The following is a 16125-nucleotide window of genomic DNA, read 5'->3' on the forward strand; positions in this document are numbered from 1 at the left end:
TAAATGGCGTGTATTTATTCATCGGTTTCCAGATGTCTCCATCCTTCTGCTTCCTTCTTCCAGCTTAAAAATGAATATCCCAGATTCCTGCCTTCCTTTCAAGTTCAATTAAAGCTGCTGCATTATCGGCAAGAGCCTGATAATAATCTTTTCGTACATTATTATAGGTTCTCTGGGCATTCAGAACTTCAAGAATAGAACTTTCGCCTCTTTTGTAGCTATAAATGATTCCTTCCAGAATACTTTTGGCCTCAGAAAGCATTCCGTTATGAAATTGTCTGAGCTGTTTCTGAGTGGCTGTGTATTGCTGAAAAGCCTGCGTTACCTCAGCTTTTATCTCCTGTTCGATCTGTTTATACTCAACTTCTGCCTGCGAATGGGCCATTTCTGCTATTTTCAATCCGGCATTTCTTCTGTTGGAAAATTTTAAAGGAATACTGATACCCATTTTTACAGCATTTACAGTGGGAGAAGGGGCAATTTCATTCGTTGCTTCGGTGTGTCGTTCTGTTCCGGCACTGATGCCCAGATCTATGACACGATTAGCTTTTTCAAGATTGATCTGGCTTTTGGCAACTTCTGTATTTTGTTTGGCTGCCAATAAATCTGCTCTTTCATTCAATGCCTGAAGAATCAGATCGTCAATGTTGAAATCTCTGTTGAAGGTATTAAAATCTCCGGTAACATCTCTGCCAGTTATTTTGCTGTCTCCAAGAAATACAGATAAACCGGTGAGAGCCTGCTGCTCTGCACTTTCGGCCTGATATACTTCATTGAGTAAAGAAGCTGCTTCCAGCTTACTCTGTTTGGAAGTGACCAAGGTTATCGTTCCCAATTGGTACCGAATACTGTCGGATTTTGCCAGTTGCTGCATATTTTGATAAGAATCCTGCTGTACTTCGAGCAAAGCCTTGGATTTTAAAGCCTCAATATATCCTAAACTGGCATCTGCACGAAGATTTCTGAAAAAATCCTGCAGCTGTATTTTGCTTAGCTCTGACTGGTTTTTGGCCAGATTAACACGAGCTTTTCTTTTTCCTCCCAATTCAATTGTCCAACCAATGGCGGCTCCGTAGACATATCCCATATTCTGCTTCACTCCGTTATTAGTGGTTTCCATTTCCAGTTGAGGGTCAGGAAACATATTAGCGGTTTGAATGGCAGCTTCGGCCATGCTTACATTATATTTCTGAGAGGCATAACCCAGATTCTTATTTCCGACAAGGTTCAGGTATTCTTCAAATGGTAAAAGCTCTTTTTCCTGTGCCTTTATCCCTGTAATGCTCAATAATACTACAGATAATATGATAAACTGAACTCTAATTTTCATGTGATTCTAAGTTTTGTTTTTCGTTTCGGCGTTCAGCCATAAAATAAATAGCCGGCAGCACGAATAAGGTTAAAATAGTAGAGAACATCAATCCATATACGATTACTGTTGCCAGTGGACGTTGTACATCAGAACCGATTCCTGTGGCCAATGATGCCGGGAAAAGCCCGATTACAGCAACCGTCGCAGTCATCAGTACAGGTCTGAAACGGTCTTTTGCTCCTTTGATGGCAGCCTGTTTCAGTTCATATCCTTTCTTACGCAGATTGTTGATGTGGGAAATCATAATGACTCCATTCTGGATAGCAACTCCGAAGAGCGCGATAAAGCCTACTGCGGAAGATACATTCAGAGACATTCCGCGGATATTGAGTGCCAGCATTCCACCAAATAATGCCAGTGGAACAATAGACATCAGAACCAAAGCCTGTCTGAAATCTCCAAAGGCACCATATAATAACAGAAACATGATGGCTAATGCCAGTGGAACAATAAATGCCAGTCTGGAATAGGCTCTGTTTTGATTTTCAAACTGTCCGCCCCATTTGATCTGATATTTTTCATGATCATATTGGATATCTTTTTCAATTTTATCCTGTGCATTTTTCAGGAAAGAAGAAAGATCGGTTCCTCTTAAATTCAGCTTTACCGTAAGATGTCGTTTATTCATTTCTCTGGTAATAGTACTTTCACCTGTACTTAATTTTACTTCTGCCACCTGTGATAAAGGAATTTTTGCTCCGGAAGCTGAGGTTAGCATCAGATTTCCGATTTTATCAGGAGTGTCACGGCTGTCTTCTGTATATCGGCATGAAATATCATATACTTTATTGCCGATAAAGATCTGGGAAATGGCTTTTCCTCCCAATGCAACCTCAATGAGATCGGCGACATCGGCTACATTCAAACCATATTGGGCAATTTTATCTCTGTTGGCAATAATCTGCAGTTGAGGCAATGGGGGTTCCTGATCTATAGCAAGATCTGCTGAACCCGGAATTTTATTTAAAGTAGACAATACATTTTCAGCAATTCTTCTGGTTTCTTTAAAATCTTCTCCATATACCTTTACTACTAATTCGCTGTGAGCTCCGGAAATTTTATCCATAACTCCGTCAATCATAGGCTGTGAAAAACCTACGGTAAATCCCGGCATATCTTTATAATCAGCTGCCAGTTGTTTGATGAGGTCTGCTTTGGTTTTTCCTTCAGGCCATTCGCTGTAAGGTTTTATCCCGACCGATACTTCAAAATGGGAAGCTGTCCACGGGTCGGTACCATCATCATTACGTCCCGCCTGAACCATCATATACGTAATTTCAGGATGTTTTAAGGTGCGGGAACGTAAGGTATCACTCATTTCTTTTGATTGGGCTAAAGAAATTCCGGGAGGCAGCTGTACCTGCAGCCATATAGAACCTTCATCCAGTTCGGGAAGGAAATCTTTTCCTACCTGATAGGAGAGAATTCCGGCAGATACTAAGACAATCATAATGGGAATGAGAACTCTTTTAGGAGTCTGCATTATTTTTTCAATGCTTTGTCCATAGGCTGTGCTGAGTTTCTCCAGCCATTTATTGTAATAAATCTTTTGTGGTTTCCGATAAATTACATAAGCTAATCCCGGGATAAGAAGTAATGCTACAGCAAGGGCTCCCAACAGAGCATATCCAACAGTAAAAGCCATGGGGGTAAATAATTTTTTTTCTACTCTTTCAAAAGCAAATAAAGGCAGATAGGCGGTAATGATAATGATGGTGGAAAAGAAAATAGGTTTTGCCACCTCAATCACTCTTTGGGTAATGGTTTTTTCTTCCAGTGTCTCTTCAGAATTTTCTTCCCGTTTCTTCAGAATGGTTTCCAGCATGACGATGGCTCCGTCCACAATGATTCCAAAATCAATAGCTCCCAATGAAAGCAGATTGGCGGGAATATTGGTAAAATGCATTAATATAAAAGCAAATAATAAAGAAAGAGGAATGGTAATAGCCACTAAGAACGCTCCACGCCAGCTTCCAAGAAATACAATCAGCACAATAATAACCAGTACAATTCCTTCGGTAAGCGTATGGGAAACTGTTGTAAGCGTTGTTTTGACAAGGTCTGTTCGGTCCAGAAAAGGATGGATCTTTACACCGGGAGGAAGTGTTTCATTATTCAATTCTTCAATAGCTTTGTGTACTCCTTCCAGCACTTGTGATGGGTTTTGACCTCTCAATAAAAGCACGATTCCTTCCACACTTTCAGAATAATTGCGGTTTCTGTCGGTGTAGCCAAGAATTCCTTTCCTTTCCAGATTCCCGTATTTTAATGTTCCTACATCATTCAGGAAAACTGGAACTCCGTTTTGGGTTTTGACTACAATTTTTCCAAGATCATCTAAATCTTTTACCAAACCTATTCCACGAATTACATAGGCAAGATTTCCGCGGGGCAGCATACTTCCTCCGGCGCTTACGTTATTTTTGGAGATGGTTTCAGTAACTTCAGAAAGTGACAGTCCATATTGTTCAAGTTTATGCGGATCCAGCTCAATCTGAAACTGCGTGGTAATTCCTCCGAAATTGGTCACATCGGCAATTCCTGAAACCTGTTTGATACGGGGGATAATTACAAATTTTTGTAAATCCGTAAGTTCCCGCAGACTGTGGTTATTACTTTCTATAATATAACGATAAACTTCGCCAATAGGAGAGGTGAGAGGATCTAATCCAGGCTGTGCACCATAGGGGAGCTCCACATCCGTCAGTCTTTCCTGAATACGCTGCCGTGCCCAGTAATCATCTGTACCATCATCAAAAACCATAGTAATGATGGATAGTCCGAAGGTACTTTTGCTTCGCATTACATGCATTCCCGGAAGCCCGTTGAGTGATCTTTCCAGAGGAATGGTAATCTGTTGTTCTACTTCTTCGGCAGCCAAGCCCGGAACCTGTGTTACCACCTGGGAAGTTACATCGGCGATATCGGGATAGGCTTCTATGGATAGCCTGGTCCAGGAATAATACCCGAAGAATCCCAGTAAAAGGAAAAGGGCAAGCATGAGCCATCTCTTCTGTATCGAGATTGTTAGTAATTTCTTCATAGTTTTTCTTTTACATTATTTCGCATCCAGCATATAAATTCCTCCTTCAGTCATGATGGTTTCTCCGGATTTTAATCCCGATATAATTCTTACTGTTTTCTGATCGGTTTCTCCTGTTGTGACAGCACGTTTTGTATATTGGCTCTTGCCTGTTTTTACCCATACATACTGAGAGTTATCCTGCTGCATTAAAGCGGTTACGGGAATCATTACTGTCTTTTCAGGAGTTGTTGAAAAGTTGACTGTAGCGTACATGCCCGGCTTTAGTTTTCTGTCCGGGTTGTTACATTCAATAAGGACTTTGATGCTTCGGGTATCTTCGTCTACAATTTCATTGATGTGGTATACTTTTCCGGTAATATTCCTGTCGGGATAGGCGCTTACCTTTACAGAAACCTGATCTCCTTTATTCACAAAGCGGATGTCTTTTTCTTTTACATCACCGGAAATCCAGACTTTTGATAATTCTGCGATGATCATTACCGGATCTGCATCTCCTTTCAGATATTGGCCGTTGACAATTTTGTTGGAAATAATTTCTCCGTTAATGGGTGCTCTTACCAAAAGAGGACTTCCTATACCTCCGCCTTTGCTGTTATATACCTTCAAGGCAGAAGAAGCATTGGAGAGGGATGTTTTTTTATTTTTAAAATCAGTTTCTGCTTCGTCCAGTTCCTTCTGAATACCCACTCCATGTTTTACAAGATCCTGTTGGCGTCTGTAATTTTTTTCTGCAAGCTGTACATCATTTAACGCATCTGTGTAATCCTTTTGAACCGAAAAATAATCTGAAGAAAGGATTTCAAAAAGAGGGCTTCCGGCCGAAATATTTTGTCCAAGCTGAATAAAAGATTTTGTAATTCTTCCGGAAAAAGGACTGGCAATTTCCGCATAATGATTGGGTATTGCCTGGATTGTTCCCGCTGAAATCACTCCATCACTGTGTTCCTGTTCAGTAACGACCTGTGTTTTAATTTTTTTGAAAACGGGATGGGTTTCCGGAACGGTGACCTGATTATTTTTGATGAGGAGATCCTGATCCTGCGGAGTTTCACTTTTGGAATTTTTGCAAGAGGTAACAATTGTCAAAAGTACCATTGTTAATACTGTTTTTCTCATATAAGTTATTTATAACCATTATTTTATTGATAGATCTGCTAGCAATGAATTTTGTTACTAAAGCCACTGCCCGAATTTTCTGATAAACCATTGTTTCACAAACTGGGTTAAAACACAATATCCTGTAAGAATTCCTATTAAATAAGGGAAGTAGCTCAGAGGTAAAGGCTGCATTTTGAGATACACTGCCATTGGAGTGAAAGGAACCATAATTCCGATCAGCATGATTAAACTTGTTAAAGCAACAACTGGTGTGGCGGCCCAGCTTTGGATAAATGGAATTTTCTTCGTTCTGATAATGTGAACAATCAAGGTTTGAGATAATAAACCTTCCACAAACCAGCCTGTCTGAAACAACCCTTGTTGTTCTGGTGTATTGGCTTTGAAAATAAAAAATAGTACGGCAAACGTGACATAATCAAAAATGGAGCTCAAAGGACCTATATACAGCATGAATTTTTTAATGCTTGCAGCTTCCCATTTTTTAGGTTTTTCCAGAAAATCTTTATCCATTGTATCCCATGGGATGGAGGATTGTGATACATCATACAGTAAATTCTGTGTCAGAATCTGTAGCGGAAGCATAGGAAGAAACGGAAGTAGTGCACTGGCTCCAATCATGCTGAACATATTTCCGAAGTTGCTGCTGGCCGTCATTTTGATATACTTGACGATATTCCCGAAAGTTCTTCTTCCATAAATTACTCCGCTTCTAAGGACCATCAGATCTTTTTCCAACAGAATGATATCTGCACTTTCTTTGGCAATGTCTGCTCCGGTATCCACAGAGATTCCCACGTCTGCTTCTTTTATAGCTGCTGCATCGTTAATACCGTCACCCATAAAACCAACGGTGTGACCTTTTGATCTTAATATTTTTACAATACGTTGTTTTTGTAACGGGCTTACTTTAGCAAAAACAGAATAGAGATCCATATCCTTGCAAAGTTCATCATCAGTCATATGCTCCAGTTCATCACCCAGCATAATGGTATTGATAGGAATTCCTACATCATGGCATATTTTTTTAGCAACAATATCATTATCTCCGGTTACTACTTTCACTTCTACACCAAGCTTGTGTAAAGCTTTGATACTTGGTTCTGCTGATGGTTTTGCAGGATCAAGAAATCCCATAAATCCTGTAAGGGTAAGTTTATTTTCGTCGGCAACGGAATAATTCAATGGATGATCACCGTCAAATTCCCGGATGGCAATTAGCAATACACGAAGTCCTTCAGCATTGAGCTTTTCAGACATTCTGATAATCTGTTGTTTCATAAGATCATCCAACGGAACACTATTGTCATTCTCAACATGCAGGCTGCGATCATCTCCAGGATCTAAGGCATATTGACATAAAGGAAGCATTTCTTCCACTGCCCCTTTGCAGATCATAAGATGCTTTCCTTTTGATGTATTCAGGATGACAGACATTCTTCTTCTTTCAAAGTCAAAAGGAATTTCATCCACTTTTTGATACAATTCATCTGCCCTCATCATATTGTGAACTTCAGCATGATCGAGAACAGCCTGATCCAACAGATTTTTGAGGCCGGTTTGATGAAAACTGTTAAGGTAGCCCCATTTTAATACTTCATCATCTTCAATACCACGAACGTTGAGGTGGGTTTCCAATACAATTTTATCCAGCGTAAGTGTTCCTGTTTTATCGGTACACAGAATATCCATAGCTCCGATATTCTGGATGGCATTGAGTCTTTTAACAATTACTTTCTTTTTACTCATATTGACTGCACCTTTGGCAAGATTGGCCGTGACAATCATAGGAAGCATTTCAGGAGTCAATCCCACAGCTACGGCAATGGCGAACAATAAAGCCTGCATCCAGTCCCCTTTTACCAATCCGTTGATCAGAAAAATAACAGGAGTCATGATCAGCATAAATCTGATCAGCAGATAGCTCACTTTATTAACTCCGATATCAAATGCAGTCTCAGGTCTTTTAGAAGCCAGACTTCTGCTGATGCTTCCGAAATAGGTGAAAATACCGGTATTGGCTACAACAACCGTTGCTGATCCGCTTACCACATTGGTTCCCATAAAACAGATATTCTGAAGGCTGAGAGGATTACGGTATTGGGCATCTTTGATAGGAAGTGCATTTTTCTCAACCGGAAGAGCTTCTCCTGTAAGAATGGATTCGCTGATGAAAAGATCTTTGCTTTTAAGAATTCTGCAGTCGGCCGGAACCATATCACCTGCGGACAGAACAATAATATCTCCGGGAACAATTTCAGTGATTTCTATTTCTTCGCTCTCATTAAATTTTCTTTTGGTAAGACAGCTTGTTTTTACCATCTTTTTTAATGCTTCTGCCGCTTTGTTGCTTCGGAATTCCTGAATGAATCTTAAAACAGTACTGAAGAGCAGCATCACCGAAATAATAATACTTGTACTGAAATCTTTTTCTCCTGCAGGGACAAGAATAGCATCAATAAATAATGAGATGATGGCAATGCAGGCCAGAATATAATTAAATGGATTAAAGAAAGAATGAGCAAATTGTTTTACCCATGAGGGCGCTTTTTGGGTAGCAATTTCATTCTTACCATAAATTTTCAGACGGTCTTTTACGGTGTTTTCACTGAGTCCTTCTTCTGAGGTTTCCAGCAGGGCATACACCATTTTTTCATTCTCGGCTGCAGCTTCTTTCAATTTTACAAGAGCCGCGGAATTGAGATTTTTGTTTGAAGATTTTTTTAACATCGCTTCAAAGGTTGTTTTTAATGTTACAAATCGTTTTCGGTACCTATAATTTCCCAGCTTACTTTGATGACTTTGTCTTCAATCGTTAATCTGCTGGCTGTTTTTTCCATGAAACTGTCCTGCGGAGTAGAAGCATGAACTTCCGCTGTAATGATGGCGTTTTCAGGCAGCCCATTATCATCGCTGGTAAGAGATTTCAGTAATACTTTATCATTTCCGCTCAGAGACTGCATCAGTTGCACGCGGACGTGATTTTCTACTTCACTTTTGCATTTGATGCTGAGAAGGTATTCTGTATAATGGTTTCTGCTGTTGATATTGTTGCCCAGTTTTACGCCTAAAGGACGAAGGGTGACATGAGTGAGGATAATAAATCCACTGGTAATGGCTGCTTCCACGGGAAATCCCATAGCACTGAGAGCACCTACAGAGGCCGAACACCAGATGGTGGCTGCTGTATTGAGCCCCCTCACGGTAAGACCATCTTTCATGATAACGCCTCCACCTAAAAAAACAATCCCGCTTACAATATAAGAAGCTATTCTACCTGTAGCATCGCCTCCGATTCTGATGGAAAGAAGTACGAATGCTGCGGAGCCAAGGCATACCAGTGTATTGGTGCGGAGACCAGCACTTTTCTGGCGCCATTGTCTTTCAAAACCAATGCTGGCACCCAGAGCAAATGCGGTAAGGAGACGAAGAGTAAATTCTAATGTAGTCATAACTTTTCCTTTTGTTATAAAGCTTTTCAGCTGTACGGGAAAAGTGAGTACAACTAAAGCTTTTAAGATTGATAATTACTGTAGGGATCTGAGTCCATATGCTTTATTTTTTACTGTGCAAAAGTAGAACGGTCTCTTTTTTTTTACCGTTAGAGAAGCTTTAGAATGTTATTAGAAAATCATTAGAGAAAGTTACTTCCTGTTTTTCTTAATGATCCTGCAGGAAATATTTATTATATCTTGTTAATATATGTAAACTGTACCCATGGTAAGAGATAAAATTTCAATACATTTGGAAGCTGATTTTTGTAGGTCGAATTTTACAATTTGTCATATGAAATAAAAGCTTGTTTAATCCCGGAGACTTCCTTCCAATACCTTTTGAATTATATATTTTAGATATGAAAAAATCAAACTTAGCAATACCAGCTACGCTTTTAGCGATTATCTGTGTGCAGGGAGGAGCTTCCATTGCAAAGCAGCTTTTTCCCGCTATCGGAGCTATTGGTACGGTTACTTTAAGAATTGTACTTTCTGCGGTTTTGCTTACGTTGATTAACCGTCCTAAATTTTTACAATTTGACCGTCAGAAATGGAAATACTGTGCAATCTATGGAGTTGGACTGGCTGCAATGAATCTTATTTTCTATATGGCTATTCAAAGAATTCCGCTGGGATTGGCGGTGACTGTAGAGTTTGCAGGTCCTTTATTTCTTGCATTGGCATTGTCCCGAAAACTGCTGGATGTTATCTGGGCGTTACTGGCATGTGTAGGAATTCTGCTGATTGTTCCCTGGAAAAGTGATCATGTAGATTTATTAGGACTTGGACTTGCCTTTCTCGCAGGAGTCTTCTGGGCGCTTTATATTATCATGGGTGGAAAAGTTTCCAAAATAATGGATGGAAAAGATGCGGTTACTACAGGGATGATCTTTGCAAGTCTTGTGATTATTCCATTCACGATATGGGATGGTGCTGTTTTTAATATTACTGCGACGATTTTTATGAAAGGGCTTGGTGTGGCTATTCTTTCGAGTGCTTTACCTTTTTCACTGGAAATGATGGCCTTGAAAAAACTTCCTGCAAAAACTTTCAGTATTCTGATGAGCCTGGAACCTGCATTTGCAGCGCTTTCCGGATTGGTTTTTCTTGCTGAAGAATTATCTTTTTTACAGTGGATTTCTATTGCCTGCGTGATTACAGCGAGTATTGGAACAACTATTTTTAGCAGAGTTTCTAACCATTAAGAAGATTTTTACAATATGATAAGAATGCATTGGAAAATACAATTAATCTTACTTCTTATATCCCTGTTTTTTGTTGGGTTAGGTATGGAAAGTATTGTAGATGAAAAAAAATCAGGATATCTTTTGCTCAGACAATTGTTTCACATGATCCCTTTTATGACCAGCAGTGTGATTTTTATCAGAAATATTTATTACCAACGTAAAAAAAAGAATAAAAAAGTTGATTCTGAAGTTTAATTTCTTCGGTTGTCTATACAATATCAAATATAACTGCAAAAATAGTTTCGTTACCTTCTGATAGCACCGTAATTTTTGCATTATGGAGCAGAATAATTTTCTGGGTGAGAAATAATCCTATTCCATGGCCCTTTTCCTGTCTGGACGTTTCGCTTCTGTAAAAAGGTTCAAAAATATGTTGTAAATCTTCTTTGTTAATGCTATTGCCGGTATTGGTAAAACGCATTGTAAGAATTTTTGAATTGGTATTTACATCAATCAGGCAAGTGTGTTCCGGTGAATATTTGCAGGCATTGTCAATAAGATTGTTGAAGGCAACCTGAAGAAGATATTCATTTCCCTGAATGATAAGCTGATGCTCTTCCACGGAATCTTCTATGTTTAAAGAAACTTTATATCCTGAATTTTCTTTGGTGATTTTGGTATAAGATTCCAGAAGAACTTCATCAAGACGTACCTCTGAAAAACTGATCTCATTGGGATCATAGCTTGCTTTGGCAAGATCCATTAAACTATTCGACAATTTTACCATATTTCGGGCATCATCCAGTGCATATTGGATGGTTTCCCGATATTCTTCTTTGGTTTTATCCTTTGCTGAAGCCAGTTCCAACTCAGTAATAATGGCGGATAAGGGAGTTCTCAGTTCATGTGAAATGTTGGAGACAAAATGTTTTTGTGAATCAAAAGAATTTTCAAGCCGTTCCAGCATTCCGTTGAAATTTTGAGCAAGCTCATTAAGTTCGTCTTTTTCCTTACTAGTTTTCAGACGCAATTGAAGTTTTCCGGCTGTAATTTTTTTAATCTGAATAACCATTTCACTGAGCGGACTTAATGCTTTTTTGGAAAGAAATATTCCTGCCAGATAAATTAATATGAGAATACTGAAGAATGAAATAATACTGATGGTAAGAAGATGTGTCAGATAATCATATCCGTATTGATCATAGGCTGCTGCAGTTACTGCATATGTTTTTCCTTCATAATGATAGGTCATCCCGATCACCTGCAAATCATTTAAAAAGAAATTGATTTTCTTCTTTTGAAATATCTGAGCTAGCATTTCCGGAGTTTCCTTTACATAATCTACTTTGGCATCATCATGATAGATCAATTGCTTATTGGAATTATAAATGGCAACCTGAACTTCATTCAATGTTCTGGTATTGTTTTTATAAAGCTTATGCATTTCCTGTTCCGGAAGGGAGCTTCGGAAAAATAAATCAGCCTTGGCAATCGCCTCGTTCTGAAGTTCGCTGTAAAAAGATTTTTCTCTGGCTTCTTTTGATGAATAATAGATCGAAATACTGTAAATACTTAAAAGCATTGCAGTGATTAAGGTAAAAAGCAGGGTAAGTCTGGTTCTTATTTTCATCCTGATATTTTTGGTTTATCTTATTGATTTACTATACAGTACCTGATTCGTAGTCTTTTTTCAGAATAAATCCCATGCCGGCTTTGGTGTGGATCAGTTTGGTTTCAAAATCTTTATCTATTTTCTTTCTGAGATAATTGATATAAACATCAATGAAGTTAGTCCCCGTATCAAAATGGGTTTCCCATACTTTTTCTGCAATTTCAGATCTGGAAAGAACCCTTTCGGAATTTTCCATCATGAATTTTAAAAGATTAAATTCTTTTGGGGTTAATTTTATAGGCATTTGATCACGGTTTACAGTTTTCTGTTCCAGGTTCATTTCTATGCCTTCGTATTTAAGAACAAAAACTTTTTGATGTAACTGTTGTGAAAAACGTTTCAGAAGTACTTTTATCCTTGCTACCAGTTCCCGCATTTCAAAAGGCTTGGTGAGATAATCATCTGCACCGGCATCAAATCCTTCCAGCTTGTCATCAGTAGTTCCCAGTGCAGTAAGCATAATTACAGGAAGATTGGGTTTTAAAGTTTTGATCTCATGGCAAAATTCAAGACCATCTTTTTTGGGAAGAATAATATCGGTCACTACCAGATCAAAATTTGTCTGTAAAGCCAGTTTCAGGCCTGTGACTCCGTCATATGCTACAGTGACCTCAAATTCAGCTTCCTGAAATCCTTTTGCAATCAGTTTTGAAAGCCTGTCATCGTCTTCAACTAATAAAATATGGGGCATAAGATTGTTGGAATGTTTGGGTTGGTGTGAGGAATAGATCAATATTCCCACAAATGTAATGAATTCTATTTTGTAATTTTGGTACCGAAAAGTATAATAAAATGTCTGAATGTAAAACATTTTTTAATAGAAGAATCAAAGGCATTATGTTGACTGGGCTCTTGTCCTGTTTAATCGTTTTGGTGATCCAGTGTAATCACTCTTATGCAGGTAATGTACAGCTTAAAAATGGAGATCTTCTTTTTGTAACCGCAAAAGAATCGGGACTTTCCGGAGCGATCAATAATGTAACTCAAAAAGAAAAAGCGGCTTCATTTGATCATATAGGAATTCTGGAAAAAGAAGACAACGGGATGTTTGTTCTGCACGCTGCTCCCAAAGGCGGTTCTCAGAGACAGGATTTGAAAGATTTCATTAAAGATCAGAAAGAAGAAGGGCAGGAGGTTATTGTTTACCGTTTGAAACCGGAATATCAGAAAGCAATTCCTGAAGCAGTTAAAAAAGCAATTTCCATGTTGGGAAAACCTTACAACTTCAATTATATTCTGGATGAACAATCCTATTACTGTTCGGACTTTGTAGAAAGAGCTTTTCGGACAGAAAATATTTTCAAACTGGAACCGATGACGTTTATTGATCCCAAAACAGGAAAAACGAATACATTCTGGGAAGAATTTTACACTAAGAAAAATCTCAAAGTCCCCGAAGGAGAGCCCGGTTGTAATCCTAATGGACTGGCTGGTTCCGACAAATTGGAAAGAGTAGGAAATTTTTAAAATATAGAAAGAAGCTGAACGGGCTTCTTTTTTTTATGTTAAATTTTAAAAAATATTAGTCTACTAATTTGGTGGACTAATATTTTTTTATATTTTTGTCACAGATTTAAAAACAAAAGTGTCAAATGATCTGACAATGTTTAACCCAAAAATGTTTAGCAATGATTACACCTAATCCCGGCCTGCAGGTTTTACAAAATAAAATTAACCTGCCTAAAAAAGAATTGTTACTGGAAATAGAGTTGAATGGCAAAATGAAATTTGAACATTTGATGAATACGATCTATAATCAATTCGGCATCTGTCATAGAGTGTTATCTGCTAATGTAGAGTACGTGAACGGATACAGTTTCGGTTCGGTACAGTTATATATTAATGTCAATTCAGAAGATTTTCAGCAGCTTGAAGTCTATCTGAATAAAAATAAACTTATCAATACGACGGTAGAATATACCTGCAGAACCTATTTTTAAGTGAGATTCATATAGTTTTAATTACCAAAGTGTCCGGTGTTTTTACCGGGCACTTTTTATTTTTGTACTAAAACAGATAAAAAAGATCAATCGTTAACCTGGATAAAATTCCCTCCTCGGGAGGAGTGGTAAAAATTCAAAGAATTTTTGACGGGGTGGTAAAACAAAAAAAACGCTCAGAATATTCTGAACGCTTTCCTATTATTAAATAAAATAATTTTAAATTCTTTCGATGTCAGCACCAATAGCTCTCAGTCTTCCATCAATATTTTCATATCCTCTGTCAATCTGCTCGATATTGTGGATAATAGATTTTCCTTCAGCAGAAAGAGCCGCAATAAGAAGGGCGTTTCCAGCTCTGATATCCGGGGAAACCATCGTTGTTCCTCTTAACGGAGCTTCCTGGTTTAATCCGATCACTGTAGCTCTGTGCGGATCACATAAAATGATCTGAGCACCCATATCGATTAATTTATCCACAAAGAATAATCTGGACTCAAACATTTTCTGATGAACCAGAATACTTCCTTTTGCCTGAGTAGCTACCACTAGAATAATAGATAATAAATCCGGTGTAAATCCTGGCCAAGGCGCATCTGAAATCGTAAGGATAGAACCGTCAATAAATTTCTGAATTTTATAATGTTCCTGAGCAGGAATATAGATATCATCACCGCTTTGCTCAAGCTGAATTCCCAGTTTTCTGAAGGTATTCGGAATCACACCAAGCTGGTTCCAGTTTACATTTTTGATGGTGATTTCAGATTTTGTCATGGCTGCAAGACCAATCCATGAACCGATCTCTACCATATCCGGAAGCATCGTATGCTCAGTACCTCTCAGATATTCAACCCCTTCAATCGTAAGAAGGTTGGATCCGATTCCTGAGATATTGGCTCCCATTCTGTTCAGCATTTTGCATAATTGCTGAAGATAAGGCTCGCAGGCTGCGTTGTAGATTCTTGTTTTTCCTTTTGCGAGAGCTGCTGCCATTACAATATTAGCCGTTCCGGTAACAGAAGCTTCTTCCAGCAGGATGAATTTTCCTCTTAGTTCCTTAGCTTTTAAAGAATAGAAATATTCCTCCTCATCATAATTGAATTCAGCACCTAATTCAACAAGTCCCTGAAAGTGAGTGTCCAATCTTCTTCTTCCGATTTTGTCACCACCCGGAGTCGGCATATAAGCTTCTCCGTAACGGGCAAGCATTGGTCCCATCAGCATAATGGATCCACGTAATTTTGCTCCGTCCTTTTTGAACTCATTAGATTTAATATAATCAAAATTAACCTGATCAGCTTTGAAAGTATAATCTCCCTGTCCGTTTTTAGTAATTTTTACTCCAAAATCCCCAAGAATTTCAATCAGCCTGTTTACATCATGGATATCCGGAATATTTTTGATTCTTACTTCCTCATCTGTCAGAAGAACCGCACATAAAATTTGTAGAGCCTCATTTTTGGCTCCTTGTGGAGTTATTTCACCCTGCAGTCTTTTTCCTCCTCTTATTTGAAATGTTCCACTCATTATTTTCTGTTTTTATGATTGTTATTATGCCTTCTCTTGTTAGGCTGGTTATTATTGTTTTTATTATTGTTGTTATTCCTGTTGTTATTGTTGTTATTTCGGTTGTTGTTATTGCTGGTGTAATAGATCTTACTCTTTTCAAGAGAATCTATTCCGGTAAGATCCAACCTGTTTTCGGAAAGTTCTTTCAGGTGGCGGAAAATCACATCATCCGTCACATGTTCTTTATTATAGACATTATAAGACTTCTTCATATTGTTGGCAATCACCTCGATTAGGGCTTCTTTTTCATCACCCGTTTCCAGTTCAATTGCTTTTTCTATCAATTGAAGAATACTTTTTCCGTAGAACTTAAAGTCACCTTGAAGTTTTGGATATTCCATTCTTTTAGGTTTTTCTGCCAGCTCTTCCATTGTGGGGAAGGGATAAGGAGAATCTACATCCAGATCATGATTAGCAAGAATATAAAGATGGTCCCAAAGTTTATGTTTATAATTTTCCTCGTCGCGAAGTTGTGGGTTTCTCTGACCCATAAAATCGATGATTGCCATAGCCATTTCGTTCCTTTCCTCTTTGGTAGGAAGTTCTTTGCAGCGCTCAACCAACTGTTGTATAATTCTGCCATATTCCGGCATATGAAGCTGAGTTTTTTGGGTATTGTATTCCATAGTATGCAAATATATGGATTAAAAGAAAAATTGTCTCGGGATTCTGAAAAATTTATGATTTTTTAATGAAAAAATTGAATGCCTTTCTTATTGATTTATTGTG

At 38.3% G+C, this 16125-nt stretch carries 12 protein-coding genes; 3 read left to right on the forward strand and 9 right to left on the reverse strand.

Features of this window, described 5'->3' with window-relative positions:
* Nucleotides 1-64: 64 nt before the first annotated feature.
* Genes KBP46_RS19220 through KBP46_RS19240 form a run of 5 tightly spaced genes read right to left on the reverse strand, consistent with a single transcriptional unit; the run spans nucleotide 65 to nucleotide 8986 of the window.
* Entirely contained in the window at nucleotides 65-1330 is a 1266-nt protein-coding gene (locus KBP46_RS19220) for a TolC family protein (protein WP_216443926.1), read from the reverse strand.
* A complete protein-coding gene (locus KBP46_RS19225; protein ID WP_216443927.1) occupies nucleotides 1320-4415 on the reverse strand; it encodes an efflux RND transporter permease subunit in 3096 nt (1031 codons plus the stop codon). Before KBP46_RS19225 ends, KBP46_RS19220 begins: the two co-directional genes overlap by 11 nt.
* Before the next feature lie 15 nt (nucleotides 4416-4430).
* On the reverse strand, nucleotides 4431-5534 hold the full coding sequence (locus KBP46_RS19230) for an efflux RND transporter periplasmic adaptor subunit (protein WP_216443928.1): 1104 nt from the start codon (nucleotides 5532-5534) through the stop codon (nucleotides 4431-4433).
* A gap of 57 nt (nucleotides 5535-5591) precedes the next feature.
* Entirely contained in the window at nucleotides 5592-8264 is a 2673-nt protein-coding gene (gene mgtA / locus KBP46_RS19235) for a magnesium-translocating P-type ATPase (protein WP_216443929.1), read from the reverse strand.
* A 23-nt stretch (nucleotides 8265-8287) separates the two neighbouring features.
* On the reverse strand, nucleotides 8288-8986 hold the full coding sequence (locus KBP46_RS19240) for an MgtC/SapB family protein (RefSeq protein ID WP_216443930.1): 699 nt from the start codon (nucleotides 8984-8986) through the stop codon (nucleotides 8288-8290).
* Nucleotides 8987-9387: 401 nt separating this feature from the next.
* On the opposite strand from KBP46_RS19240, the gene KBP46_RS19245 reads away from it, so the two are divergent.
* Nucleotides 9388-10233, forward strand: coding sequence for a DMT family transporter (locus KBP46_RS19245; protein ID WP_062676307.1), 846 nt, complete (start codon nucleotides 9388-9390; stop codon nucleotides 10231-10233).
* A gap of 250 nt (nucleotides 10234-10483) precedes the next feature.
* Here the strand turns inward: KBP46_RS19245 and KBP46_RS19250 are convergent, their stop codons facing one another.
* Complete coding sequence (locus KBP46_RS19250) at nucleotides 10484-11845, reverse strand: ATP-binding protein (RefSeq protein ID WP_216443931.1); 1362 nt, start codon at nucleotides 11843-11845, stop codon at nucleotides 10484-10486.
* Between the two features lie 31 nt (nucleotides 11846-11876).
* A complete protein-coding gene (locus tag KBP46_RS19255) occupies nucleotides 11877-12578 on the reverse strand; it encodes a response regulator transcription factor (protein ID WP_062676305.1) in 702 nt (233 codons plus the stop codon).
* Nucleotides 12579-12760: 182 nt separating this feature from the next.
* Between KBP46_RS19255 and KBP46_RS19260 the strand changes: the two genes are divergently transcribed.
* Together KBP46_RS19260 and KBP46_RS19265 are read left to right on the forward strand one after the other, a co-directional pair.
* Complete coding sequence (locus KBP46_RS19260) at nucleotides 12761-13354, forward strand: YiiX/YebB-like N1pC/P60 family cysteine hydrolase (protein WP_253297092.1); 594 nt, start codon at nucleotides 12761-12763, stop codon at nucleotides 13352-13354.
* A gap of 161 nt (nucleotides 13355-13515) precedes the next feature.
* Nucleotides 13516-13827: an NIL domain-containing protein gene (locus KBP46_RS19265; protein ID WP_062676181.1), complete on the forward strand. Its 312-nt coding sequence runs from the start codon at nucleotides 13516-13518 to the stop codon at nucleotides 13825-13827.
* A 219-nt stretch (nucleotides 13828-14046) separates the two neighbouring features.
* Here the strand turns inward: KBP46_RS19265 and murA are convergent, their stop codons facing one another.
* Nucleotides 14047-15354 carry a UDP-N-acetylglucosamine 1-carboxyvinyltransferase gene (murA, locus tag KBP46_RS19270; RefSeq protein WP_110008022.1) on the reverse strand — a complete coding sequence of 436 codons (1308 nt, stop codon included), beginning with the start codon at nucleotides 15352-15354 and terminating at the stop codon, nucleotides 14047-14049.
* Entirely contained in the window at nucleotides 15354-16022 is a 669-nt protein-coding gene (locus KBP46_RS19275; protein WP_034695011.1) for a DUF4290 domain-containing protein, read from the reverse strand. Before KBP46_RS19275 ends, murA begins: the two co-directional genes overlap by 1 nt.
* Between the last annotated feature and the right edge of the window lie 103 nt (nucleotides 16023-16125).

The sequence above is a fragment of the Chryseobacterium sp. PCH239 genome (genome assembly GCF_018924625.1).
GTDB classification, from domain to species: Bacteria; Bacteroidota; Bacteroidia; order Flavobacteriales; family Weeksellaceae; genus Chryseobacterium; species Chryseobacterium cucumeris.

Coding starts and splice junctions, on each gene's coding strand:
- KBP46_RS19220 (WP_216443926.1), bottom strand. CDS start 1,330: ATGAAAATTAGAGTTCAGTTTATCATATTATCTGTAGTATTATTGAGC.
- KBP46_RS19225 (WP_216443927.1), bottom strand. CDS start 4,415: ATGAAGAAATTACTAACAATCTCGATACAGAAGAGATGGCTCATGCTT.
- KBP46_RS19230 (WP_216443928.1), bottom strand. CDS start 5,534: ATGAGAAAAACAGTATTAACAATGGTACTTTTGACAATTGTTACCTCT.
- mgtA (WP_216443929.1), bottom strand. CDS start 8,264: ATGTTAAAAAAATCTTCAAACAAAAATCTCAATTCCGCGGCTCTTGTA.
- KBP46_RS19240 (WP_216443930.1), bottom strand. CDS start 8,986: ATGACTACATTAGAATTTACTCTTCGTCTCCTTACCGCATTTGCTCTG.
- KBP46_RS19245 (WP_062676307.1), top strand. CDS start 9,388: ATGAAAAAATCAAACTTAGCAATACCAGCTACGCTTTTAGCGATTATC.
- KBP46_RS19250 (WP_216443931.1), bottom strand. CDS start 11,845: ATGAAAATAAGAACCAGACTTACCCTGCTTTTTACCTTAATCACTGCA.
- KBP46_RS19255 (WP_062676305.1), bottom strand. CDS start 12,578: ATGCCCCATATTTTATTAGTTGAAGACGATGACAGGCTTTCAAAACTG.
- KBP46_RS19265 (WP_062676181.1), top strand. CDS start 13,516: ATGATTACACCTAATCCCGGCCTGCAGGTTTTACAAAATAAAATTAAC.
- murA (WP_110008022.1), bottom strand. CDS start 15,354: ATGAGTGGAACATTTCAAATAAGAGGAGGAAAAAGACTGCAGGGTGAA.
- KBP46_RS19275 (WP_034695011.1), bottom strand. CDS start 16,022: ATGGAATACAATACCCAAAAAACTCAGCTTCATATGCCGGAATATGGC.